A 26,521-nucleotide genomic window follows, 5' to 3' on the forward strand; every position below is an offset into this window, starting at 1 on the left:
TATCTCTTAATATATTAATTTTCAATGCATTAGCTATATAATCTAACTCATGCATATAAGACCAACTATTCAGGCTTTATTTTTGAACGGTTTACTAGCAATACCACTTTATTTTTATGTTTAGTAAATAGTTTTGTAATAAACAAAAAGAATAGCGGCACATAAAATATGGTTAAAAACGTTGCCGTTAACATACCACCGATTACACCGGTACCTACCGCATTTTGGCTAGCAGAACCAGCACCGCTATTTAATGCTAGTGGTAATACCCCTAAAATAAAGGCAAACGAAGTCATTAAAATCGGACGCAACCGAAGACGACAAGCCTCAAGTGTGGCATCAATTAACGATTTACCCTCTTTTTCAATCGCATCTTTGGCAAATTCTACAATCAAAATAGCATTCTTAGCAGATAATCCCATGGTAGTTAATAAGCCTACAATGAAGTAAATATCATTATCAAGCCCTCTAAACATAGTTGCAAACACAGTACCTAAAATCCCAAGAGGAATAATAAATAAGATCGAAATTGGTACTGTCCAACTTTCATATAAAGCAGCTAACGACAAGAAGACCACAATAATCGAAATAATATAAAGCGTTGTTGTTTGTGATCCCGTTTGGCGTTCTTGATAGGAAATATCTGTCCAGTCAAACGTAAATCCTTTTGGTAAGTTTTTTGATAATTCTTCCATAACAGCCATTGCTTGCCCAGAACTCAGACCTGGAGCTGCTGAACCGCTTATTTCCATTGCTGCTACACCATCATAACGAACTAGTGATGGCGAGCCATAAGTTTTTGTTGTAGTAGCAAAGGCATCATATGGAACCATTTCACCATTTTTATTTTTAACATGCCAATAACCAAAATCATCTGGAAGCATACGGTATGGGGCATCTGATTGCAGATACACTTTTTTAACTCGGTTATTATAAACAAAATCATCAATATAAGCCGAACCTAAAGCTGTCGACAATACAGTATTTACTGAGTTTAGCGAAACACCCAATGCTTGTGCGGCTTCAAAATCAACATTAATTTTGTATTGTGGAACATCTAGCATACTTCCCGGTCTAACTTGTTGCAGTTTAGGATGATGAGAAGCTTGACCCAACATTTGGAAAAATGCACCTACCAACGCATCATGCCCATAACTAGCCGTATCTTTCAGCACATAAGAAAAACCATCGGTCATGCCTAATGCAGGTACCGCAGCCAAATTGGCAATAATTACTCGTCCTTCAGTTATAGTAGAAGCAAATTCCTTACCACTTCCAACTAACGAATTAATTTTTTGATCAGCTCGCTTACGTTTATCCCAATCGTTTAATCGAATAAAACCCATCCCCATATTTTGCCCACGACCAATAGGGCTATAGCCAGAAACGGTAAAAATTTCTTTAACAGAATCAGATTTTTCTTTTGTATAATAATCAGCTATCTTATTTAACACTGACTTCGTTTCTTCTAATGTCGAACCTGATGGCAATTCAACAATAACAAAAAGAACCCCCTGATCTTCATTTGGTAAAAAACCAGTAGGTAAACGATTAAATCCGAATAATACCGCAACCAATATTAAAGCATAACAAACAAAAGCAATGATTGGGTTACGAATAACTTTAATAACACCCTTTTCATAAGAACGTAAACTTTTATCATAAAAACTATTAAACCATTTAAAGAAAGCTTTAGTTCCTTTTGAACTCCAACTAAATGGCGGTACTGATTCTAATTTTTCACCCAATGAAATTTTTCTAATTTTACTTTTAGATGGCGCTTTCAAAATCTGCACACAAAGAGCTGGTGTTAATACAATGGCTATCAATACTGATAACCCCATCGCTGTTACAATGGTAATTGAAAACTGGCGGTAAATTCCACCTGCAGCACCACCATAAAATGCCATCGGCACAAATACAGCAGATAATACAACCGCAATACCTATCAATGCTGAAGTAATTTGCTCCATCGACTTAACGGTTGCATCATAAGGCGATAATCCTTCATCATGCATAATACGCTCAACGTTTTCGATAACAACAATGGCGTCATCTACCAACAAGCCAATAGCAAGTACCATTGCAAACATAGATAGGGTATTAATGGTGAATCCACAAATATAAAGAATTACAAATGTTCCTAATAGTACGACAGGTACAGTAATAGTCGGTATAAGTGTAGAACGCAGGTTCTGTAAAAATACATACATTACAATAACAACCAAAACAATTGCTTCAATTAACGTATGAATTACATTATTAATCGACAATTTAACAAATGGAGTTGTATCGTATGGAAAATCATATTTAATATCTTCTGGGAAGATTTTAGATAATTCTTCTAGTTTTTTATCTACCTTATCTGACGTATCTAATTGATTAGCACCTGTTGCCAAATATATTCCAAGGCCTGTTGATTCATTACCGTTATAAAGAGAAATAAAATTATAATCAGAAGCGCCAATTTCAACTTTTGCTACATCTTTTAATAAAAGATTAGAACCATCAGTATTCACCCTCACTAAAATATTTTGGAATTGCTCTGGTGTTTTTAAACGTGACTGAGCTGTAATTGTCGCATTAAGCTCTTGGCCATCCGTTGACGGTAAAGAGCCTAATTGCCCAGCTGTTACTTGTGCATTTTGTGCTTGAATAGCGGCTATGATTTCTTCAATGGATAAATTGTAATAAGTTAATTTATTGGGATCGAGCCAAATGCGCATTGCGTATTCAGAGCCAAATAATTGAGTATTTCCAACACCTTGTACACGTCGAATCTGATCTTGTACAGTGGAATAAACAAAGTCAGCAATGTCTGCTTGTGTTTTTTGAGGGTTTGTCGAGTAAAACCCAATAACTTTTAAAAAGTTAGTATTATTTTTAGCAACTGACACGCCGTTCTTTTGCACGCTTTCAGGAAGTCGAGATTTTATACTTTCTACTTTGTTTAGCACTTGCACTTGAGCAAAATCGGGATTAGTTCCAGGAGCAAAAGTTAACGTTGTTTGCACAACACCTTGAGCGCTACTGGTTGATTTCATATAAATAAGATTATCTAATCCAGTTAAATTCTGTTCAATCAATTGAGTAACAGTATTTTCAATAGTTTGTGCATCAGCACCAGGGTAAACAGCACTAACAGTAACAGCTGGTGGTGCAATATCAGGATACTGCTCAACAGCTAATAGCTTTATACATAGAGCCCCTCCTAGCATCATCATGATAGCAATTACCCATGCAAAAACAGGTCTATCAATAAAGAACTTAGCCATAATTAAATCTACCCCTGTTTTATTTCATGCTTTTTTGGATGATACTATCTAACTGCCCTTGAGTAAGTATTGTCGGATCGCCAACTATTTGACCTTTCATAGGTTTTCCCATTTCAACAGCCGTCAAATTAAGTAAGCCAGTCACAATGACTTGTTCACCAACATCAATACCTTTTGTCACAACCCAATAACCACCTATGCCCGTGTAAACCTCAATATTTTGTCGATACTCAATTGTATTATCAGGTTTCAAAATTTTTGCTGTGTACTGGCCTTGTCTATTACTGGTAATACCTTGCTGTGGCACAAGTATGGCATTTTTAATATAACCTAATGTCACTTGAGGTTTAACAAACATACCTGGTAAAATTTTGCCTTCATTGTTAGCGAATTGAGAACGTAATGTCACTGTACCTGTCGTTTCGTTTACAGTCATATCTGAAAATTTAATATTACCAGGTAGAGCATATTTTGAACCATCGTTAAAAAATAATTCTACATTATTTCCTTTTGCTGGTTCATAAATAACATTTTCATCTTGAAGATATTTATTATAACGAGTAGCCGCTTCTGTCATATCAACATAAATAGGGTCTAATTGTTGAACTAGCGCAAGCGGTGTTGGCTGACCTGCAGAGACTAATGCACCTTCAGTCACACTTGATTTACCAATATATCCATCAATTGGTGAGTACACTTTCGTATAGTCTAAATTAACTTTAGCTGTATGCTCAGCGGCTTGTGCAACTAATACAGCAGCTTCTGCCTGTTTAACATCGGCAGCTGCTTTATCATAATCTTGTTGGCTAATTGATTTAGTATTTAATAATCCAGCATAACGTTTTAAGGTAAGCTGTGCAATATTTGCATTTGCTTTGGCGCTAGCAACACTAGCAACAGCACTATCATAATTAGCTTGATAAATAGCAGGATCTATTTGATATAGCGATTGCCCTGCTTTAACATTAGAACTTTCATCAAACTCACGTTTTAAAACAATACCACTAACCTGAGGTCTAATTTCAGCAATTTGAGATGCAACAACTCTGCCTGGTAAACTAATTTTTAATGTATAGTTTAATGGTTGAACTTTAAATACAGTTACTTTTGGTAATTGATTACCATCTTGTGATTTACCATTATCGCAACTTGTTAATAAAAGCAGGCCGGCACATGCTACAGGCAAGGCTAATAATAGCTTGTTAAATCTCATATAAAAATGACCTCAATAAACTTAATAATTATTTATTTTTAATAATAGTTCTTATTTAAAAGTAGTCGGCGATTTTACAAAAAATATGCATAGATTGTAAGTATCTTTACAACTCAATAGCACAGAGTTCTAAAAAATGGCTAGTTAAAATATAATGTTAAAAAATAATGTTGTTAATTATGATTATTACTAGAAATAAAGTAATATAGACTAATTGATTTTTTGTGCTATAAAGTATCATAAATAAAATGCTATACTATAAACATTAAGTATGGTTGCTTTAAATAAAGAGTAAAAATTTACATTGCACTACTCCGTAATCGTTTTTTAAAATATGATTTGGATAATTTGAGTGTATATTTAATTTAATACAGAGATGGTTATTATGGATAATTTACGTATTGTTCTAATTGTTGTTGCATCCTTAGTTATTGTTGCATTGCTTATCCATGGATTTTGGATCAATAAAAAAGAACGTTCTTCGCTTTTTAGTTCAAATAAAAAAGAGAAATTCGGGCAAAATACTCAACAACACCAAAATTTTTCTATGAATGATATAGACGATGTAATTTTACTTAAACCTAAAACTTCAAAAAATAATGAACAAATTGAAAATAGCATAATTATTAATGAGGCTCAAAAAGAGCAAGAAAAAACACCTCAACAAGATGATTTATTTATTAATAACGATAGCCAACAAGATATTAATACTGAAACAACAAAAGAACCTGTTATTGACATTAACCGTGATCTTTTCGATGATGAAAAAACAGACAAAAAACAACTTAATTTACCCCAACCCATAACAGATAAACAAGTTAATAGTAATAGTGAACCCCTCCCTAACGACAAACCTAAAGAACTAAATATTGATGACAAACAAACTACAACTGAAATTATCGTTTTAAATGTCACTGGCCTCAATGGAAAATTATTACAAGGTGATGTGCTACTTGCAAGCATTATGCAATCAGGTTTTCAGTTTGGTGATATGCAAATTTTTCACCGACATGAGGATCCCGCTGGTAATGGCCCAACATTATTTAGTTTAGCTAATATGGTTACACCGGGATATTTAGATCCTGAAACTATGCATGAGTTTACAACACCTGGCGTATCTATTTTTATGGTTGCACCAACACAAGGCAATAATCAACAAAACTTCAAATTAATGTTACAAACGGCACAACGCATTGCTGATGATGTTAATGGTGTGGTATTAGACGATGAACATCATATGCTAACACCACAAAAAATAGACAGTTATAAAAACCGCATAAAAAAAGCCTGTAACGAAACTTAATTACCATATTTTCAGCGATTCTTTCACAACACCACCAACTAAGTTGGTGGTTATAACTGCATATTACTATAACCTATTTATTTAAATAATTTTATTTAGTTATGCATTAACTAGTATTAGAATGAATGCAATTTTAATAATATTCCCAAACCGACGTTTTAGTTTAAGAGCCTATTATCATGTCACTATCGAATAAAACCGAAAATTCAACAGATTTACCTGAATCAATTGAAGATGTAACAGAACAATTGACTTCATTACAGAACAAAATTAGGCATCATGAGTACTGTTATTATGTACTTGATACGCCAGAAATTCCCGATGCTGAATATGACAAATTAATAAAACAACTGCAAACATTAGAGCAACAATATCCTGCTCTTATTACACCCGACTCACCAACTCAGCGTGTTGGCGGTTTTCCATTAGCACAATTTGCATCAATCAAGCATGAAATACCTATGTTATCACTTGATAATGTTTTTGATAATGCAAGCTTTATTGCATTTAATAAACGCGTAAAAGATCGTCTTCACCTAAATGACACTGAGCAGGTGGAATATTGCTGTGAGCTAAAACTTGATGGCCTTGCCGTCAGTTTACTTTACGAAAATGGCCGCTTTGTACAAGCAGCAACTCGAGGTGATGGCACAACAGGGGAAGATATAACAGCCAATGTAAAAACCATCAAAACAATTCCACTAGTTCTAAGAGGCGATAACATCCCTTCTAGATTAGAAGTTCGAGGGGAAGTATTTATGACACATAAAGGCTTCGAAAAACTAAACGCTGATGCCCAAAAGCATAACGAAAAGATCTTTGCCAACCCTCGTAATGCAGCAGCTGGTTCATTAAGACAATTAGATCCTAAAATTACAGCAAAACGACCATTAACATTCTTTTGTTACGGTGTGGGTATAGTTGAAGGTGCTACATTACCTAATACTCATTACGATCGTTTAATGCAATTCAAAACTTGGGGATTACCTGTTAGCGATAAGGTGGAAAAACATCAAGGTGCACAGGCTGCTTTAGACTACTTTAAAAAAATTGGCGAACAACGCATGTCGTTAGGCTTTGATATCGATGGAGTAGTTATAAAAGTTAATAGCATTGAACAACAAAACAAACTTGGCTTTGTAGCTAGAGCACCAAGATGGGCTACCGCATTTAAGTTTCCTGCTCAAGAGCAAATTACACAATTAAACAAAGTAGACTTTCAAGTTGGGCGAACAGGTGCTATTACACCAGTTGCAAGATTAGAACCTGTTTCAGTTGCGGGGGTTATTGTTAGCAATGCCACATTACATAACAGTGATGAAATAGCCCGACTAGGCGTGCGTGAAGGCGATTACGTTACAATACGTCGAGCTGGTGATGTTATTCCCAAAATTGTAGCCGTAATATTAGATAAAAGACCTAAAGATACAAAAGAGATCGTATTTCCAACACACTGCCCTATTTGTGGATCGCTAATCGTTCGAGATGAAGGTCAAGCTATATCACGCTGTGCAGGTGGACTAATTTGCCCTGCACAACGAAAAGAAGCTTTAAAACATTTTGTTTCACGCAAAGCAATGAATGTAGAAGGTATGGGTGATAAAATCATTGAACAACTGGTTGATAAAGACTATGTCAAAACTCCAGTAGATTTATATAAACTAAATCTACCAATGCTATGTAGCTTAGATAAAATTGGGGAAAAATCTGCCAATAATTTATTAAATGCACTAGAGACATCTAAAAATACAACATTAAGCCGATTTATATTTGCTCTTGGCATTCCAAATGTCGGCGAAGTTACTGCCGAAAATCTAGTTAACCAATTAGGCAACTTATCAGCAATTGAAAACACCTCACTTGAGCAATTACAAACAGTAAAAGATATCGGTGCTGTCATTGCAGAAAGTATTATCGATTTTTTTCAAGAGCCTCATAATCGCCATATCATTGAACAACTAACCAGCAATGAAATTGGTATTCACTGGCAAGATGTTAATCCGCAAATACAATCAGTTGATACTAACTCACCTTTTTTTGGTAAAAAAGTAGTATTAACTGGCACTCTATCAGTTTTAACACGAGATGAAGCCAAAAATAAATTAAAACAATTAGGCGCAAAAGTAACTGGCAGCGTATCAAAAAATACCGACCTAGTCATTGCAGGAGAAGCCGCTGGCTCGAAACTCAACAAAGCCCAAGAATTGGGAATCAAAGTTATTGACGAACAAGAAATGCTAAATTTACTTACGCAATAAAAATCTATTGGTACTTGTTAGTTGATTGATTACAATAACAAGTACCAAAAACAGGAGGACATTATGCCTTTACTCGATAGTTTTAAAGTTGATCATACCAAAATGAAAGCACCTTTTGTACGAATTGCAAAAACTATGGCAACCCCAAAAGGAGACGATATTACAGTGTTTGATCTACGCTTTACTATTCCAAACAAAGATAATCTACCAGAAAAAGGAATTCATACATTAGAGCATTTATTTGCCGGCTTTATGCGCGATCATCTAAACAACGATAAAGTTGAAATAATTGATATTTCACCCATGGGATGCCGTACAGGTTTTTACATGAGCTTAATTGGCAAGCCAAACGAAGTATTAATCGTTGATGCATGGCTCAAATCAATGCATGATGTATTAAATGTCAAATCACAAAATCAAATTCCAGAATTAAACGAATATCAATGTGGTACCTACAAAATGCATTCATTAGATGAAGCCAAAGCTATTGCTAGACAGATTATAAAATCAGGTATTAGCGTATGCCATAATGATGAAATCGCATTGACTGATGAACAGCTAGCCCAAATTAATCACTAGGAGTCCTCTATGCCAAACGTTGTCATAGACTTTTTAGAAGGTCGCACTATAGAGCAAAAAAGAGAAATGGCAAAACGTGTAACAGATGCAATTGTCGAAACGCTTAACTGCAAAGCCGAAGCGGTACAAATCATCATGCACGAAATATCAAAAGATCAGATAGCCAATGGTGGCGTGCTACGTAGTGATAAACAGTAGTGATAAAGATTGATTTTTACATAAAAATAATTACTTAAACAAGTTAAAATCTTTTTCACTATATATCAAGCCTGATAAAAAATCTCAAAATAGATTTATTTTGAGATTTTCCAACATGGTTCACTATTTTAGATAACTTAAATCATAAATCAATTGCTCATAATTTAGCTAAATCACTTAATGCTTACAATTGCAGTGATGTAAATGAAGCAAATGACCCATTTTATTCGCTTTTGTTTCTAAATAATGTTCATTATTTGGATTTTCACCCACTTCCAGTGGCTCTCGTTGCGTAATTTTGATACCTGAGTTTTCAAGTACTCTTATTTTTTCTGGATTATTGGTTAATAAACGGATTTGAGATACCCCTAATAAATTAAGCATATCAGCACATAAAGTAAAATCGCGTTCATCGGCTGCAAAACCTAATTGTTCATTAGCTTCAACTGTATCTAATCCTTGATCTTGTAATGCATAAGCTTTAATTTTATTCAATAAACCAATATTACGACCTTCTTGACGATGATAGATTAAAATCCCTCTACCTTCTTTTGCAATTTGTTTTAAGGCAGCTTCTAACTGAAAACCACAATCACAGCGTAAACTAAAAAGCGCATCACCTGTTAAACATTCCGAATGAATTCTTGTAAGAACTGGTGTATCACTAGATATATCACCAAATACTAATGCGACATGATCTTTTTTTGTTGCAATTTCTTCAAATCCAACAATAGTAAAACATCCCCATGGCGTTGGCAGTTTTGCTTGTGCAATACGTTTTAATTGCATTATTTTCTCCGTTTTAAATAAAACATAGATAATATTTTATAAAAATAAAATTATATTCTATGCTAAAATATTAAGTAATATGTACTTAATTGAGCTCATAAATGGGGTTAGTAATAAAAAAAACAATAGCTATACTAGCTATTTTCTTAGTTGTGCCTTTAGTTATTATAGCCATAAATTGGCATTGGCAGCCAACATCATTAAATAATACATCTAAATATTTATTCTTAGTAACCGAAACGGCAAGTTTTCCTTGGGCAATAATAACATCGGCAATTTTATTTTTAGTGTTTTATTTGTTATTACCCAACAAAACAAAAATTATCTTATTATGGCTGCTACTTGTTAGTACAATATTAAGTGGGCAAATAATTAAAAGTATTTTAAAATCGCATACAACAGAATCAAGACCTTACGTACTTTGGATGGCAGGCGAATTTAATATTACTGACCAACAGTTTTATTCACTAACAGATTCAGAAAAAAAAGAACTTATCCACCAACTATTAAATAATTCAACAAAAATCCCAAGTTGGTTATCTAAGCACTGGCAACATGAAACTGGATATTCCTTTCCTTCTGGCCATACTTTATTTGCCATAACTTGGGCATTTTTAGCTTTAATGTTACTAAAATTCAAACAACATTATATAATAATAACAAGCGCCATTATTTGGTCAATATTAATTGAAATTAGTCGATTATTGCTAGGGATGCACAGGCCTATTGATCTAATAACAAGCATATTAATTGCTTGGATAATTTCATTAATATGCTATTTTTATGCTAAAAAATGGCATATAGTAGACAAATAGCTATTAAATGAAAATGAAAGAAGTTTCATTTATAACAGATGGATATAATAAAAATATTTAACTAAAACAAAAAGGTCAACATTATGAAATTTGTTATATCAATTTTATTGATAATTATCGTTTTTGCTATCTCAATAGCGATAGGCTCAGCAAATGATCAACTTGTAATATTTAATTATTTAGTTGCAAAAACTGAAATCCGCCTATCGGTATTATTAGCCATTTTATTTGGTTCAGGCTTTATTATTGGTTGGGTATTAACGGGCATTTTCTTTTTAAAAGCTAAATTCCAACACTCATCAACAAAACGTAAATTGAACAAATTACAACAAAAATACGATGAAGGTGTAGCAAATCATCAACAAACAACCTTAACTAAAACCAATTAAGATAATTTATTATGTTTGAGCTGTTATTTCTGTTACTTCCTATCGCCGCTGGATATGGTTGGTATATGGGTAACAGAAATGCAAAACAAAAATATTTAAATGAATCTAATCGGCTATCTCGTGAATATGTAGATGGTTTAAACTTTCTTTTATCCAACCAAAAAGATAAAGCCGTTGATCTTTTTTTAGATCTATTAAAAGAAGATGATGGTACACTTGAAGCTCACTTAACATTAGGTAACTTATTTCGATCTCGAGGCGAAGTTGACAGAGCAATACGTATTCACCAAGCATTGTTAGAAAGCTCATCTTTAACATTTGAACAGCGATTATTAGCCATTCAACAACTAGGTCGCGATTACATGGTAGCAGGCTTTTACGATCGTGCCGAAGAAACATTTTTGCAATTAATTGACGAAGAAGACTTTCAACAGCATGCATTACAGCAGCTTATCACCATATATCAATCAACCAGTGAATGGATAAATGCCATCAACATGGCGATTAAACTGGTCAAACTTGGTAATGAAAAATATAAAACCGATATTGCGCAATTTTATTGTGAATTGGCGTTACTAGCGATTGCTAATGACGATCTCGATAAAGCCAATAGCTTATTACAAAAATCAGCAACAGCAGATACTAAATGTGCTCGTACTTCGCTCATGTTGGGTCAGGTTCTTATGATACAAGGTAAAACTGAGCAAGCTATCAAATCTTTTCAACAAATATTACAACAAGATAAAGCTTTTATTGGCGAAGCATTACCTGCATTAAAAGAGTGCTACCTAAAACTAAATAATCGGCATGAATTTCAGGAATTTCTACAAACATGTGTCGATCAAGATACTGGTAATGTAGCTGAATTAATGCTTGCCGATCTTATTGAAAAACACAAAGGTTTAGACGCAGCACAACATTACATGTACCGTGAGTTACTGAAACATCCTAACTTAAAAGGATTTTATCGATTAATGAACTATCACGTTGCTGATGCAGAACAAGGTAAAGCCAAAGAAAGTCTTTTACTTTTACGCAACATGGTTGGCGAACAAATAAAATCGGTCCCCAATTATCGATGCAAAAAATGTGGATTCACAGTTAACTCGCTCTACTGGTTATGCCCTGCTTGTCGTTCGTGGTCAACAATAAAACCTGTTCGTGATTTTGAACAACATTAAGATAAATAAAAAGAGATTTCTATGTTTTTAATTGACTCTCACTGTCATTTAGATAGTTTAGACTTTAGTACTAAATCCATTAAAGATGTTTTACAAGAAGCTACCAATAATGATGTCAAACATTGCTTAAGTGTAGCAACAACACTGTCGGGCTATGAATCGATGAAACATCAACTTACTCCTTATAAAGATCAATGTTCTTTTTCGTGTGGGATTCATCCACTTAATTTAGACGATGAAAAATATGATGCCGATCGTTTTCAAAATTTAGCGCAAGAGGATAACGTTATAGCGCTAGGCGAAACAGGCCTTGATTACTACTATCAACAAGATAATTTGGAACAGCAACAAGAAAATTTTAAAGCGCATATTCGATTAGGTCGTAAATTAAATAAACCAATTATTGTCCATACCCGTAATGCCAAACAAGACACTTTAAAAATCTTAAAAGATGAGCATGTCCATTCAGGTGTTTTACACTGTTTTACAGAAGATATCGAAACAGCCAAACAACTATTGGATATTGGTTTTTATATTTCCTTTTCAGGGATTATAACCTTTAAAAATGCCGAGGCGCTACGGGAAGTTGCGAAATATGTTCCGCTTGATCGTATCTTGGTCGAAACTGACTCTCCTTATCTTGCTCCCGTACCATATCGAGGTAAAGAAAATCAACCAGCGTATGTTCGTGAAGTTGCGCAATATTTATCTGCTTTAAAAGGTGTTTCTTTAGATGTGATAGCAAAAAAAACCACTCATAATTTTTGCCAATTATTTAATCTTCAAGGAAAATTAAATGAATTATAAATTAACTATTGATTGGGATGATTTTTTAACAAACTATTGGCAAAAAAAACCGGTAATCTTACGCAAAGCATTTGCTAATTTTATTGATCCTATAACACCAGACGAACTAGCTGGTTTAGCAATGGAAGACGAAATTGATAGCCGAATTGTTTCTAATAAAGATGGTGTTTGGGATGCTAAATTCGGGCCATTTACTCAATACGATAACTTAGGTGAAGATCATTGGAGTTTGCTAGTACAAGCCGTTGACCATTGGCATGAACAAGCAGCGACCTTACTCAAACCGTTTAAATGCCTTCCACAATGGCAATTTGATGATCTAATGATTTCTTACGCAACACAAGGTGCTGGTGTTGGGCCCCATATCGATAATTATGATGTGTTTATCATTCAAGGTATGGGCAGCAGACGTTGGCAAGTTGGCGATCGTAACCAACATTATAAACAATTTAATGCACACAAAGCATTATTGCATGTTGAAGAATATCAACCCATCATTGACGAGGAAATCACTACTGGCGACATCTTATACATTCCACTAGGTTGCCCACATAATGGCACATCCATTGGTGAATCACTCAGTTATTCTGTGGGCTTTATGACGCGAACATCCCAAGAGCTATTAAGTAGCTTTGCAGATTATGTCATTGATAATCTGCCAAATGGTATTTATTATCAAGATCCAGATTTAAAACGACCTAATGATCCATACCAAGTTCAACCTTATGAACTAGCAAAACTACAAGATCAAATCATCGATTTAATCAAAACACCTGAGTTATTTAACGATTGGTTCGGGAAACACATTACACTACCAATGCACGATTTAAATATTGTGCCAGTTGAACCACCATACGATTATAACGAATTTGAATCACTGCTAAAAACTGGAGCAAAACTACACCGAGTACCAAGTATTCGAATCCTTAAGGTGGGCGATTGTGGCTACATCCATGGCGAACAAATTAATCTACCAATGCCCGCCATTGATCTTCTTTGTAAAACTGAAACAATCTATTACGAGCAGTTACAAGATAAAGACACACTTCAAGTCATGCTTGATCTTGTTAACAAAGGCTGTTGGTACTTTGCCGAAGAATAACATAACATCTCTGCCGATAATAAAGTCGGCAGATAAAACGACTATTTAGTGCTTTAAGCTTGGCTTTTTTTAACTTTTAAGGATATACTTGCCCCGCTTTAATTTACCCGCCGTTTAATCGCAAATTAAACATCATAAAATGGAAATTTTAAGTAACTATCTAATTTTAAAAACTAGAGGTATACATGAAAACCGAAGCAAACGCAGCCCTGCAAGCAGAAAGTGAAAGCAAATGCACAACCCCATATCAAAAAAGAACTCTATTTGCATCCACCGTTGGTTACGCACTAGATGGCATGGATATGATGATTTTAGGTGTATGTTTTAGCCTGATTTCGGGTAGTTTTAATCTAACCAAAACAGATTTAGGCACTTTAACCTCAGTAACCTTACTTGGCGCCGTATTAGGTGGCATTTTATTTGGTATCCTTGCCGATAAATATGGTCGAGTAAGAGTCTTTTCATGGACTATTTTGATATTCTCTCTTTTTACTGGATTATGTGCAATTTCACCTAATTACGAATGCTTTTTAATATTTCGTTTTTTAAGTGGACTTGGCCTGGGTGGTGAATTTGGGATTGGCATGACTTTAGTTTCTGAAAGCTGGCCTAAAAATAAACGTTCAAGAGCAACATCCATTGTTGCATTAGGCTTTCAAGTAGGTATCATTTTAGCCGCATTAACCGTCTATTTTATTGGTAAAATTTATGGTTGGCGTTGGGTTTTTGCCGTGGGCGTACTGCCAGCACTATTTGTTGCATGGACTCGTAAAGGTCTAAAAGAACCTGAAATTTGGCAAAACCTTAAAAACCAAAACAAAAATAAAATTGCCATTGGCAAATTATTTAAAGACCCCCGAACAGTAGCAACAACAATAGGATTAACCATTGCTTGTGCAGTACAAAACTTCGGTTTTCATGGACTTATAGTTTGGATGCCAAATATGATTGCAACTGAGCTCAAATTGCCATTTAAAGATACCATGTTTTGGACTATTTCAACCACTATAGGTATGTCATTAGGAATTCTAATTTTTGGTTGGTTATGCGACAAATTTGGTCGTCGCCCTTCTTATATTCTATTTTTATTTGTCTCGGCCGTTTCTATTTGGTTCTATTTTCAACAAACAGATATGGTTATACTCATCATATTTGGCTCGGTGATTGGCTTTTTTGTCAATGGCATGATGGGCGGATATGGCGCTCTACTTGCTGAGCATTATCCAACAGATGCTCGCTCAAGTGCTGAAAATATCATTTTTAATGTCGGTCGAGGCATTGCCGGTGTATCACAAGTACTAATTGCTTATTTAGCCACCGTTTACTCAATTAGCTACGCATTAGCTTTACTATCAGCCGCTTATTTATTATCGGCTGCAGCATTTGTCTTTTTAATACCCGAAAGCAAAGGCAAAGAGCTCGAATAAAATTACGCAAAAAAACAGGGTAATTGCCCTGTTTTTTATCTCATATAAATTATATCAAAAAACTAAATCAAACTACCTTTAGTGAGTAGTACAAGAAGCTAGCGTCAATTGAACACTAAACAATTTTTCATCATGAATATAATAATTATGAATAACACCATTTGGGAAAGCATCCCTAAAAAGAGGCTTTAATAAGCCCGATTTAGTACCGATGATTTCTACTATTTTTTAAATTGATCAATGATTATTTAGAATCACAATCACTTGGTTTCAAATCAAACGACATAATTTTTTCATTTGCAAAATAATAATTATGACTTACTCCATTTGGGAACAAGAGTTTCAACGCTTTAACATTTGGGTCATTACCACAATATAAAGTAACTAGCGAGTTTAATACAGAAAGCTGATTTTGCTTTAGCAATATCATTTCTTTAGGTATACCTTTAATAATATATTTATAGATAAGTTTATTGTTATCTTTTGATATATCATCGAACATCGTAAATTTATCAACCACAATGGGTAACTTTTCTTTTATACCTGCAACAACCGAATCTTGAGCAAAACTATAATCACCATCTTTTTGATCATTAAATTGTTTGATTTTTTCAGGTGTCGATTGAGCAATAATATTTTGTCCTCTTTCAACAATATCCATATTCTCTTGAATATCAGTTCGCTGAGTATCTATAATTTTTGCATCTGAACTGTTAAAACCAAATAATATTATTCCCATTAACATCGCAAATGTTACTTTCATGTCTTTCATGTTTATTCCTACCCAAGCTAATTCATCACTACCTGATATCTTATAAAAGATAAACTATAAAAATACAAAAACAGTAATAATAAATATTAATTAACCTTTAAAGAGCTGTAAATGAACACTATTAAGAAAAAGCGTCCAAAATAAAAAGGGCTTCAATCAGCCCTTTTATACTAATAAAATTTAGTTATTTATTCAAATTAATAAAAATATATTTAATCATTATCATCACAATCAGTTGGTTTTACATCCACTGAAAGAACTTTATCATTATTGATATAATAATTATGATTAGCACCTTTAGGGAATACTAATCTTAGCGTCTTCATACTAGCATCATCACCACAATAAAACGCAACCAATTTGTTTTGTAAATTTTTTTGATTGGTTTCAGCTAGTAATGCGTCTTTAGTAATATTATTCACGACATATTTATAATCAATTGCATTACTATCTGTTGATACATCAACTAAAGTTATGCTCGGATCAATAGATGCAGGTAATTTTGTTTTAATCGCCTTGATCATTAAACTTTGGGCAACACTATAATTACCTTCTTTAACCTTATTAAGCATATCATCTTTTTCTGATTTGGTTTGTTCATACAAATCTTTTACTTTATCACTAACTGCTGAGCTTACTTGCTTAACTTGTTCGCTAATTTGAGCCCCTACTTGATTGGCCTTATCACTCATTTCTGAACTTGTTTGCTCAGCTTGTTGCTTGATATCATCGGCTTTTTGTTTTGAATTATCACAATTAACTAAAAAAAGCCCTAATACTACTAAAGAGATTACTTTAAAAAGTTTCATATTATTTCCCTTCTATTTTTTAATTTATATTGGCTATAGTGATATGAATTCGCAATAGTCCATTGATTTTAAAAATTGATTACCAATAAATCACTGTAAAAATGCATAAAAAGCACTTTTACAGTGACAAATACCCATTAGTTAATATGCATACCACCTGTAATGCCATACGTTTCACCCGTTGTATAGCTTGACTCTTCTGATGCTAAATGCACATAAACACCAGCAAGTTCAACCGGTTGTCCTGCTCGTTGTAATGGAGTTTGTTTTCCAAATTCAGGAATCACATCACTTGGTTGACCACCACAAATTTGCAGTGGTGTCCAAACTGGGCCTGGTGCTACGCAATTTACCCGAATCCCTTTAGGGGCTAACTGCTTAGATAAGCCACGCGTAAAGGCAATAATAGCTGTTTTAGTTGAAGCATAATCTAATAAATTACCACTAGGTTGATAAGCTTGAACAGATGACGTTGTAATAATAGTCGAACCTGGTTTTAAATATCCTAAAGCCGCTTTAGTCACCCAAAAGAGCGAAAACACATTCACTTCAAACGTTTTTTTAATTTGCTCGGTAGTAAGTTCCATAATATCTTCAACTGCAGTTTGCTTACCTGCAACTAGCGTCAAATTATCTAATCCACCTAATTTATTGTGTGCTTCATCAACTAATTTTTTACAGAAATCCTCGTCACTTAAATCACCAGGAATTAAAACGGCTTTACGCCCCAAGGCTTCGATAACTTTAGCAACTTCTTCTGCATCTTTTTGTTCGAAAGGAAGATAATTTATTGCTACATCAGCACCTTCTTTAGCATAAGCAATCGCTGCTGCCCGCCCGATACCAGAATCGCCACCAGTAATAAGCATTTTACGTCCTTCTAATCGACCATGACCTTGATAACTTTTTTCACCACAATCAGGAATAGGGGTCATTTCGCATTGTAAAGCTGGTGCAACTTGTGTTTGTTTTGGGAACTTATCATGATGATATTTGGTAAGTGGATTATTGATTTGTTTACGCATAATTTGCTCCTAAGTTAATCTATATTTTTACGAAACTACCAATATAATTTAAGTAAAAATTGATTAAGACTCACAAGTTCCTATGTGTACTTATATCAATGTTTAAAATACTTAATCAATTCAATAAATTATATAGCTTAAGATTGGGACTTTTTTAAAGACTTTTACTTTTAAAACTGAATTTTGCTACTTAGTAACACCTTCTAAATTTTCAAAAAAATTAAAAATAAGAACTAAAATTCATTAAAGCTGGCTTTGAGTGGGCTTGGTGAGAACAGTAAAAATAGTCATGTCAAAGCCATGAACGTTGTATAATTTTTTACTGGATTTAGTGTAGCAAATTAAAATTAACTAAGCTAGCTATAACAAATGAAATAAAATAGTTACTAAATTTAACAACACATTGATTTTAATTGAATTATTATATTTTTTTCATTATTAATATCGTAGTGATAGTTAATACCATCAAAAACAGCGTCATTTTTGTCAAAAAGTTTCAGGAGTGCACTACGTTTATGTATAAAATTATTAAAAATCAATATTATATAAAAAGACGAATATTCTCTAATTTGCGGTTTAGTTTGATTTTTAAGTAAAAGTAAACCTTTGGTATCAACCTGTCGTATTTTTCTCAGATAAGTTTTGTTATTACCTTTAGCTTGCCTTTTTAATTTATCTTCAATGATTTTTAGATTTTAATCAGATGGTTAACACCCTAACTGATGGTTTTATAACATTCATTTTCACAACTTAAGGGATAAAAACTTTTATCAGACTTTTTTTAGTATGTTATAAATGCTTTAGCCACTGACTATAAAGTGTTTAGCTAAATTGGTGATAATAATTTTTCTTTATGATATCAGCGCCCTATCACCTGTCTGTGGTAAGGCGTTAATTTTGTTTTTTAAGGATATTTATTACGGTGTTTCTTAAATTACTGTAAACAACGTAAGGAATTCCTACAGATAATATATTTTATTTACTAAAAATATTTTTTTACGTTTTCTTTTATTATTGTACTATTTTGTTCTGCTTCAACTTGTTTTATAGCAACTTGTCCAATAGGGAGTGATTTTTCTAGTATTAATGAATCTCCTTGCTTAGCAAGCCATGCTTGTAATTTAGCAAAATCGCTACACCATAGTGTTTCTATATCTTTATCTCGTTGTCGATCTTCTTGTTGAGTAAATCTGACCGCTCTAACTTGCACCCGTTGGTTTTCAGCTTGTCCTGTAAATTCAATACCATATCCTGGTGTGGCAGGATTGCGAATGACTAATCGCCCGTCTTTAATCCATTGAGTTTGCATGTCACTCCTTACTTCGTAACCTAGTTTAGATAAGCATTGAAGTAAAGTTTGCTGCCTGTAAGTTGCGGTTATGGTGTTGGTTACTTTTATAAGTTGCTGCTCGCAATTTTCAACTAATGTTGTTAATTCATCTATAGTTAATTGATCGAATTGCTGAATATCTAACTTTAAAGGTTCTACTGATTTTTGTTTCAACTCCGCTACGATAAGTTCTAATTTAGCCAATAATTGGGTACGCTTTTTAGCTTCTTGTACGGTTTTTGATAAATCTAATAAAATACTATCTAGTAATAAATTTTGTTGTTGTTTTATTGTTTCTGTTTCTGCTATGTTTAATCGTTGTATAAAAGATTGATAAACATTTTTATTTTCTAATGCGAGTTCACTTAAGTAATGATCTATTTGGTTAAAGCGCGGATCCCTTTGTGAGGTTTGATGTTTAGTTAGCCAATCCGTATAAGTTTGTGTTGATTTATCTACATTCATGCTATTTAAGATTGCTTGTTGTTTTGCCGTCAACACATTCGTTTGTTGTTCAGGTACTAAATAACCAAAGACTTGGTTAAGTACAGCTGTTGCTGAGCCTTGGTAGTTTCCTTGTATTATTTGTGTCAGTTCATTGTGTAATGCTTTTGGTAGGTGCAGCCCTTTTTGTGCTATTGCATTTATCAACAGCTGAGCATTTTCTTTGGTTTGTCTTGCTTCTTCGCGTTGCTTCGCTAATGTTGTTATTATGACTTGCTTACGTTCAATAATATTCGCTTGCAGCTGTTTAATTTCTATAGGTACTAGTCGTTGAATATCTGAAAATTTATCTTCAGCCAATAATTTATTAAATTTTTCTCGTGTGTTGATGATGCCTTGCAAAAACGTATCATCGGTAATTGCTAAGTTTTGCATCGCATGCTGCCATTGGTTAATGGCTTGATCAAGTTGGGCTAATATTCCTTGGCAAGTAGCTATTATTTCTTCTCGTGTCACTATGTGTACAACTTTAGGACCGCTCATGGGTTTCTCCTGTGGCAAGCGTTTCATTTATTAATTGCCTAAGCTTGGCTTTAATTTGTTCATTTTGTTCATACCATTCATGCGATGTGATACGAATGATATGAGGAATAGATCTTTTTAGCACCGCCGTACGCCAAATATCTCTAGCCCTAGCATTAGCCAATAAAGGATGTGTTGGAGCATCGCACTCAATGCCCACTATATAAAGTTGTGTTTTAGGATCTTCTATTGCGAAATCTAAAGCAAAAACGCCTGTTCCTGAATTTTTGGTATAAGACACTCCTAGTGATTGTATAAACATTTCTACATCATTTAAAAGCGCATCTTGTCGAGATTCGATTAATTTTGTTGCTTGAGTTTCAGTAGTGGCAATAATACCTTTTAAAAGGCTTTGTGCTGTAACGAAGTCTCCAGCCGACAAGGCTCTAGCATATGCCAGATAACATTGTAAGTAATCTCTTGGGCTTATTGGTTGATGTTGTGATGCTAACATATCTGATATATCTTCAATTGGCATAGAGCAAAGTAATATTACTTTTTTTCTTGCCCGTGTGATGGCAACATTGAGTCGACGTTCTCCTCCCAATTGTCCAAGCACGCCAAAGTTACGACGGAACACGCCCTCTTTGTTTCGACCAAATGTCGTAGAAAATATGATAATATCCCTCTCATCACCTTGTACATTTTCTACATTTTTAATAAAAAAAGACATGTTTTCACCCGACTCTACACGCTGAGTCTCTTCGAGATAAAGGGTTCGAAATATCTCATTTTCTCGGACTTTTTTATTAAATAAGTCTTCAATCAAATCAGCCTGCTTTTTATTAAATGTAACAACACCGAGTGAAGGACGTTGTTCTTTCGGTAATTGCCAAATCTCTGCAACCTTTTCCACCACTTGTTCTGCCTCAATGAGGTTTGTTTGATTGTGATAAATTCCATTAACCTGTAAAAATTCTATAGGTTGAACTTGTTTTATTGTCGATTTTGGATGACGTACTGGCACATTAAGCTGATTATTGTAAAAAGCTGCATTAGAATAAGCAATTAATTCACGATAAGCAGAACGATAATGAATTTGTAAGCTTGTACTTGGTAATACTGAACGTGCTAATTGCAATAAATCAGGGCAATCCATAATTTCTTTACAATTCCATTGACCGGTTTGTAATTCTTCTTGTTCTTCATCGCTTAATTCATCATAAGACAGATTTAAATCAGCTTCTTCTATTTCTATTTGATTTGCAAAAAAATTACTAGGTGGCATTTGTTTTTCATCACCACTTACTACCAATACTTTACCTCGGTAAAGGGTTGGAATAGCGTATTGTATCGGCATTTGAGAAGCTTCATCATAAATAACCGTATCAAATAAGCCTGCTTTTAAAGGTAATAAACGACTTGCCACATCAGGATTCATCAACCAGATAGATCTAAGTTTCATTAAGCCTAATTTTTCACCTTGTTCTATAAATTCTCTTAAACGCCTAGCTCTAACACCTGTTAGCCTTGTAATATCTTCCCACTGTCTTAATGATCCTAATTCTTTAATAGGAATATTTTGTTCAAGTAATACGCGGTTCAAAGCTCGCATTTCAAGGTCAGCTGCGGCTAATAATTTAATTCGTTTTTGTGTTTCTTCATCATTAATTAATAAGATTGGATAGGCTAATTCTATTCTTTCTTTCCATGCTTGATAAGCTTCTCCATTGACCAATTGCCTAAATACTTTTTCTAAATCGGTTACCGCTATTTGTTTCAATGGTTCTTGGTAACTACGCAATTTAGCTAGCAACTGTAAGGAAGTGGCTGAAAGTTGTTCGGCTCTTTTTCTAAAATATTGGTAGTCAGCCAAGCTAGGTAAAGCTTGCTTGATGTCTAATAGTTTAGGTTCCGTTGACACATTGTTTTCTATCGCTGTTTTACAGCTTTGATAAAGCGAAGGGCTTAAATAGTGTTCAATCCTAGCTAATTTTTCTAGTGCTTCTTTTCGAGCAAAGTAACGATTAAAAGCCGTTGTATAATCAGCTAAAAGTTGTTCAAAGGCCGGTTTGCTATTTAATAACGCTGCTTCTACCTCTTCGGTTCTCGGGGCGATCATTATTTTGTTAAATAGTTGCATTACTTCTTCTAAAGCAACTATCGTTTCATTAATGAGTCCAGCCATTTTAATGCCAATTGTATTATCAGGTATCGGTAATTGTAATTGTTTAAAAATACACTGTAATTTATTACGAATAGGGCGATATTGTTGCTCTAAAATCAATGCATGAAAAAGCATTGGGAAGCGTGTTTCATCACATATTTCACCTTGCTGCATTAAGAAATGTGTTAAATTTTTCTTTGCAGAATATCGCGTAATACTTAAAAAGCTATACCAAGAAGTTGGTGTCATCATGCGGCTAGCTTGCTTTGTTAATTTATCGAGCTGTTGCTGTTCTAACAAACATAGCTTAGGCGATAAATCGCACCACGAAGCATTACTAATAACGGCCAATTGTTCTTCAAGCCACTTTAGCTCTGTTATCAGTGTATAACCTTCTGATGAACTTTGTTGTTTAGCAGCGTCGACTTTAAAAAGCGAAGACCATTTATTTAGTTGTATTCTTATACTGTCAGAAATTGCTAAAAACATCTGTCCATCAGTTTCTATCCAGTGTTGATAGGGGGTAGGATCATTTAAATCAAATCGTGCTTGGTTAATGTTTAATACAACTGTACGATTATGTTCCGCTTCCATAAAATCAGTAAAGAAATGATTAAAATCACTGAGGGTTGCTGGCTCATGCGAAAAAGCACGCAACTCACTTAATGCCGTATGCTCGTAATTCGCTGGTAGCCAATAACGTATCAGTAATGCACATTCATCTTCTAGCTCGGCTAATTGTACTTTATTTAATGCACTTAATACGGATCTAAGTTGTGGTGCTACAAATGTACTCAGCTGCTTATTTAAACTGATCAATTCAGCTATTAATTCTCTATAAGTTAATCCTGTCTGTTCATCTACATGATGCAAAGCTTGATGATAACTATCGAGTTGATGTTCTAACTGAGTAATTTGGTTTGCAATTTGTTCTCTTTTAGCTTCCCATTGAGTATCTACTGGTGACTTAAATAGTCTATCAAGTTGCTCTCGGATACTACTAATCACTATATTGCGGTCAGCATTCACATCATTGATCATTATTGCGCGATTATTAAGCCCCTCAGCTACAAGTCTTTTATAAACAACTTCAAGCGCGGCTTTTTTCTGGCAGACAAGCAAAATTGTTTTATTACGACCAATCGCATCAGCTATCATATTGACAATGGTTTGGCTCTTTCCTGTGCCTGGAGGTCCTTCAATCAATAGTCCAGGATATTGTCTTGATTGAAGTACTGCATTTTCTTGAGAGGGATCGCTTGCAACGGTAAAATAGCGCTCTAGCTCGGGTGTTTTTTCAGGAATATCCGCTAAAGTTTGGTAAGATTTTAATCGTAATGCGGTTTCTAATGCAGTGCCAATAGGAGATATTTTTTTCAGTTTATTTAATTCTTCACCTATCGATTGCCCCATAAAATTAACATTAAAAAACACAGCTGAGCAACTTAAGTATAGCTTTCCTCGCTCTATCTCTTGCTTAAATGGTAAGGCTTGTACTTTTCTTGATAAAGGGTTCCCCAATATACTAAGAGCATCAATAATTTCCTGTGTAGATAAAGCGGAACGGGTTAATAATTCATCTAATGCATTTTTCCATGTTTGATATAAGCTCTTACCTAATATTCCTTCCAAAGCAGGATTAATTCTAATTTCTTCCCGATCATGATCGAAAGAAAAGGCAATATGATTTCTTGCACCAAGCTCGTAATGAAGTTTTATCGGCCATAATAGCAATGGTGCAATGCGAGGTAATCTATATGCTGTGGGTTCTTGATAAATTAAGAAAGGAAACCCCATATACAAATCATCAATGCCGGTATCTCTTTTGTACAAAGAAGATTGTCTATATAAATTACTTAATCTACGCTCTAAATATTGATCTTGTTGAAATACCATCAGATCGATACTTATTTGACGGCTATTACGTGCAACAAGATGATCTAATAATGCTTCTGCTGGCTTACGCTCTGTACCTAGTAAATAAATATCGATTCGTGGCATGTACAGCCCTAAATGCATTCGAACTAAAGGTCCTTGCAATACTGAAGCAGAAACTTTTTTATGGAAGAAATCAATAATCTGTGAAATATATTGCTGTTTATGCGGTTTTATCCATTGCTCTGCCGGCACACTTAATAACAGTAACAACTGGTGAAAAGGCATTCTTTTTTCTAATCGGTATTGCTCAGTCCAAGCATCTAGCTGCTCATGTCCTATACAAGCAAAACCTTCAATACGCTCATTAAGCATTTGATAAAGTGCTAATCTAGGTTGGCGCATTAATTCTTTTAATTCTTGCTCATCCACCGTTACTACTGAATGTTGATCACTTAATTTTAAAACTTCTTGTGTTACATTATCTATCGATTTGAATTGCCCGATCTGAGCGCTTAGCAATACAATCAAATCTTCTTCACTGATTGCTCTTCGCTCAATTAATGATAAAATTCCAACATTATTGGCGTCAGGAAAAATAGCTAATCGCTCCTCCCATAATGCAGTTAATTGAGCGCGCGAGGTAGAAAGCAGATGAATTTTTAGCGTTTCTTCATCCAAGCGAATTTGCAAATTATCAGCTCGTCTTCTAACTGTATTTGCTCTTTCTTGTAAACGCCACAGCCAAATCTCCAAATCTTGTAAAACATGGGGGATAAATCCCTCAATAAATAGACACCCTTGTAATGGATGCTGTAATAGCCAACTTGGTGTAATAATATCGCCTTTGAGTACCAATGGCATATCAGGATTTAATATCTTAAGTACTAACATCAACTTTAAGTCGTCGCTTAAATCAAGTTGACGTAGAACTTCTCTTACTTTAGCTAGTATTTGCTCATCAAACTCAGCCTTTTCTAACCATGTTGTGACTAAACCTCTTACAAGGTGATCACATGCTTCTTGCCAATAAAGCGGATCAGCTGCAGCTAAGGCAAATAATTTAATATCGGAATAATGTCGCTCTCCTAGCTGAATTGTTGAACCTAATTCGTGTTGAGTGCTTGATAAGGCTTCTGGCACGGCAACCATTTGACCTTGTAGCCATGCCTGCACTTGTGGCCATTGCCAACGTTCATGATGACTTTTAGCCAATAACCCCTTTAATAATTGTTGTAACTGTGTTGGTAAGTTATCAGGAATTGTTACTCCATTGGTTAATATTTGTATTAAAAAAGCTTGATCATTCACACCAGCAAAGCATTGCCCTTGGGTTAATTGCTCTAATAGAATAATCCCCAGACTCCACCAATCCGATGCAACACTAACGCCACCAGCAATAACTTCAGGTGCCATATAGCGAGTTGTTTTTAAAGGCGATATAACCTCTAAATCAAATTCTGATAAACGAGCAGATCCAAAGCCTGTAATCACCAAATCTAAAGGATCTTTAGTTCTTACTAACAATGTTTCAGGTCTTAAATCACAGTGTCTTAATCCTACCTCGGTAAACGCCTTTAAAGCTTGACCTAACTCTGCCATAACATGCTTAATGCTAACAAGATCTGTCATAACAATGCCAAGGTCTGATAAGCTTCCTCCTGTTAGTTCTTCCGCCACCACATAAGCTTGAGCATTCCAACGACCTGCGGTAATAATTTCAGGAACGTGCTCTTTAGGTAGTTGTTTTAATACATCATAAATCGCCACGTCAGGCTCGGCACCAGCATGATAAAGTGTTAAGACGGCTCTTTTTTTATCTTCTATTCTCTCGGCTAAATAGCGCTCTCTAGTCCCATCTGTGGTACTTAATGTATTTAATATTCGCCAGTTATCAATTGTGGTTTCCACTGCTTGTAACGCAGGCTCTAATGTTTGAGTTGTCGCAGATATTACCTCTTGTTCTATAACATCTAACTCGGCTAAATCTGCACCACACACCATGCACATCAAATCCCCCTCATCCATCGGGTGACCATTAACACAATGTGGCAATGAGCTTATTTGCTCGGTTAACTCCTCGGCTGTAACAATAGACAACGGTCGCCAACCTGATTCACGAATCGGTTCGTTCGACAAATCCCAACCGCAAACTCCTGTCTCAGTAGTTCCTTCGCAAAAAATCTCATAAAGTGATCTTTCTGTTTCACAATGAGGACAAAAACGCATCATTGCCATAAT

Annotated in this window: 18 protein-coding genes; 10 read left to right on the plus strand and 8 right to left on the minus strand. The window is 34.6% G+C overall.

Going from position 1 to position 26,521, the window contains the following annotated elements:
• Nucleotides 1–65: 65 nt before the first annotated feature.
• Both GA0061080_RS03410 and GA0061080_RS03415 read right to left on the minus strand, forming a co-directional pair.
• On the minus strand, nt 66–3,275 hold the full coding sequence (locus GA0061080_RS03410) for an efflux RND transporter permease subunit (RefSeq protein WP_091121067.1): 3,210 nt from the start codon (nt 3,273–3,275) through the stop codon (nt 66–68).
• Between the two features lie 19 nt (nt 3,276–3,294).
• Nucleotides 3,295–4,488 (minus strand): efflux RND transporter periplasmic adaptor subunit, encoded by a 1,194-nt coding sequence (locus GA0061080_RS03415; protein ID WP_091121070.1) that lies wholly within the window; start codon nt 4,486–4,488, stop codon nt 3,295–3,297.
• A gap of 385 nt (nt 4,489–4,873) precedes the next feature.
• Between GA0061080_RS03415 and zipA the strand changes: the two genes are divergently transcribed.
• The 4 genes from zipA to thmT all read left to right on the plus strand — a co-directional run bounded on the left by zipA (nt 4,874) and on the right by thmT (nt 8,826).
• Nucleotides 4,874–5,791: a cell division protein ZipA gene (zipA, locus tag GA0061080_RS03420; RefSeq protein WP_167349172.1), complete on the plus strand. Its 918-nt coding sequence runs from the start codon at nt 4,874–4,876 to the stop codon at nt 5,789–5,791.
• A gap of 227 nt (nt 5,792–6,018) precedes the next feature.
• Nucleotides 6,019–8,049, plus strand: a complete 2,031-nt coding sequence (gene ligA / locus GA0061080_RS03425) for an NAD-dependent DNA ligase LigA (protein ID WP_091121226.1) — start codon at nt 6,019–6,021, stop codon at nt 8,047–8,049.
• A 63-nt stretch (nt 8,050–8,112) separates the two neighbouring features.
• Entirely contained in the window at nt 8,113–8,628 is a 516-nt protein-coding gene (gene luxS, locus GA0061080_RS03430; RefSeq protein WP_091121077.1) for an S-ribosylhomocysteine lyase, read from the plus strand.
• A gap of 9 nt (nt 8,629–8,637) precedes the next feature.
• Nucleotides 8,638–8,826 carry a 2-hydroxymuconate tautomerase gene (thmT, locus tag GA0061080_RS03435; RefSeq protein ID WP_091121080.1) on the plus strand — a complete coding sequence of 63 codons (189 nt, stop codon included), beginning with the start codon at nt 8,638–8,640 and terminating at the stop codon, nt 8,824–8,826.
• A gap of 177 nt (nt 8,827–9,003) precedes the next feature.
• Here the strand turns inward: thmT and ribA are convergent, their stop codons facing one another.
• Nucleotides 9,004–9,615, minus strand: a complete 612-nt coding sequence (ribA, locus tag GA0061080_RS03440) for a GTP cyclohydrolase II (protein WP_091121084.1) — start codon at nt 9,613–9,615, stop codon at nt 9,004–9,006.
• A gap of 101 nt (nt 9,616–9,716) precedes the next feature.
• Here ribA and GA0061080_RS03445 point away from each other — a divergent pair, with 101 nt between their 5' ends.
• From GA0061080_RS03445 to GA0061080_RS03470, 6 genes are all read left to right on the plus strand, one after another.
• Nucleotides 9,717–10,430 (plus strand): phosphatase PAP2 family protein, encoded by a 714-nt coding sequence (locus GA0061080_RS03445; RefSeq protein ID WP_091121087.1) that lies wholly within the window; start codon nt 9,717–9,719, stop codon nt 10,428–10,430.
• 83 nt (nt 10,431–10,513) lie between these two features.
• The gene (locus GA0061080_RS03450; RefSeq protein WP_091121091.1) at nt 10,514–10,819 is read left to right on the plus strand and encodes a LapA family protein; all 306 of its coding nucleotides are present in this window, start codon (nt 10,514–10,516) and stop codon (nt 10,817–10,819) included.
• A gap of 11 nt (nt 10,820–10,830) precedes the next feature.
• Complete coding sequence (gene lapB, locus GA0061080_RS03455) at nt 10,831–12,000, plus strand: lipopolysaccharide assembly protein LapB (protein WP_091121094.1); 1,170 nt, start codon at nt 10,831–10,833, stop codon at nt 11,998–12,000.
• A 21-nt stretch (nt 12,001–12,021) separates the two neighbouring features.
• Nucleotides 12,022–12,807, plus strand: coding sequence for a YchF/TatD family DNA exonuclease (locus GA0061080_RS03460; RefSeq protein ID WP_091121097.1), 786 nt, complete (start codon nt 12,022–12,024; stop codon nt 12,805–12,807).
• Nucleotides 12,797–13,909, plus strand: coding sequence for a ribosomal protein uL16 3-hydroxylase (locus GA0061080_RS03465; RefSeq protein ID WP_091121100.1), 1,113 nt, complete (start codon nt 12,797–12,799; stop codon nt 13,907–13,909). Before GA0061080_RS03460 ends, GA0061080_RS03465 begins: the two co-directional genes overlap by 11 nt.
• Nucleotides 13,910–14,094: 185 nt before the next feature.
• Nucleotides 14,095–15,336 carry an MFS transporter gene (locus GA0061080_RS03470; protein WP_091121104.1) on the plus strand — a complete coding sequence of 414 codons (1,242 nt, stop codon included), beginning with the start codon at nt 14,095–14,097 and terminating at the stop codon, nt 15,334–15,336.
• Nucleotides 15,337–15,580: 244 nt separating this feature from the next.
• Here GA0061080_RS03470 and GA0061080_RS03475 read toward each other — a convergent pair whose 3' ends face one another.
• From GA0061080_RS03475 to GA0061080_RS03495, 5 genes are all read right to left on the minus strand, one after another.
• Nucleotides 15,581–16,108, minus strand: coding sequence for a hypothetical protein (locus GA0061080_RS03475; protein WP_091121108.1), 528 nt, complete (start codon nt 16,106–16,108; stop codon nt 15,581–15,583).
• Nucleotides 16,109–16,320: 212 nt separating this feature from the next.
• Entirely contained in the window at nt 16,321–16,917 is a 597-nt protein-coding gene (locus GA0061080_RS03480; RefSeq protein ID WP_091121111.1) for a hypothetical protein, read from the minus strand.
• Between the two features lie 137 nt (nt 16,918–17,054).
• Nucleotides 17,055–17,942, minus strand: a complete 888-nt coding sequence (locus GA0061080_RS03485) for an SDR family oxidoreductase (RefSeq protein WP_091121115.1) — start codon at nt 17,940–17,942, stop codon at nt 17,055–17,057.
• Nucleotides 17,943–18,924: 982 nt separating this feature from the next.
• On the minus strand, nt 18,925–20,259 hold the full coding sequence (locus GA0061080_RS03490) for a hypothetical protein (RefSeq protein WP_091121119.1): 1,335 nt from the start codon (nt 20,257–20,259) through the stop codon (nt 18,925–18,927).
• A complete protein-coding gene (locus tag GA0061080_RS03495; RefSeq protein ID WP_209435720.1) occupies nt 20,246–26,518 on the minus strand; it encodes a protein kinase domain-containing protein in 6,273 nt (2,090 codons plus the stop codon). The genes GA0061080_RS03490 and GA0061080_RS03495 overlap by 14 nt, the downstream gene beginning before the upstream one ends.
• Between the last annotated feature and the right edge of the window lie 3 nt (nt 26,519–26,521).

This window comes from Gilliamella intestini (assembly GCF_900094935.1).
In the GTDB taxonomy this organism is placed as follows: domain Bacteria; phylum Pseudomonadota; class Gammaproteobacteria; order Enterobacterales; family Orbaceae; genus Gilliamella; species Gilliamella intestini.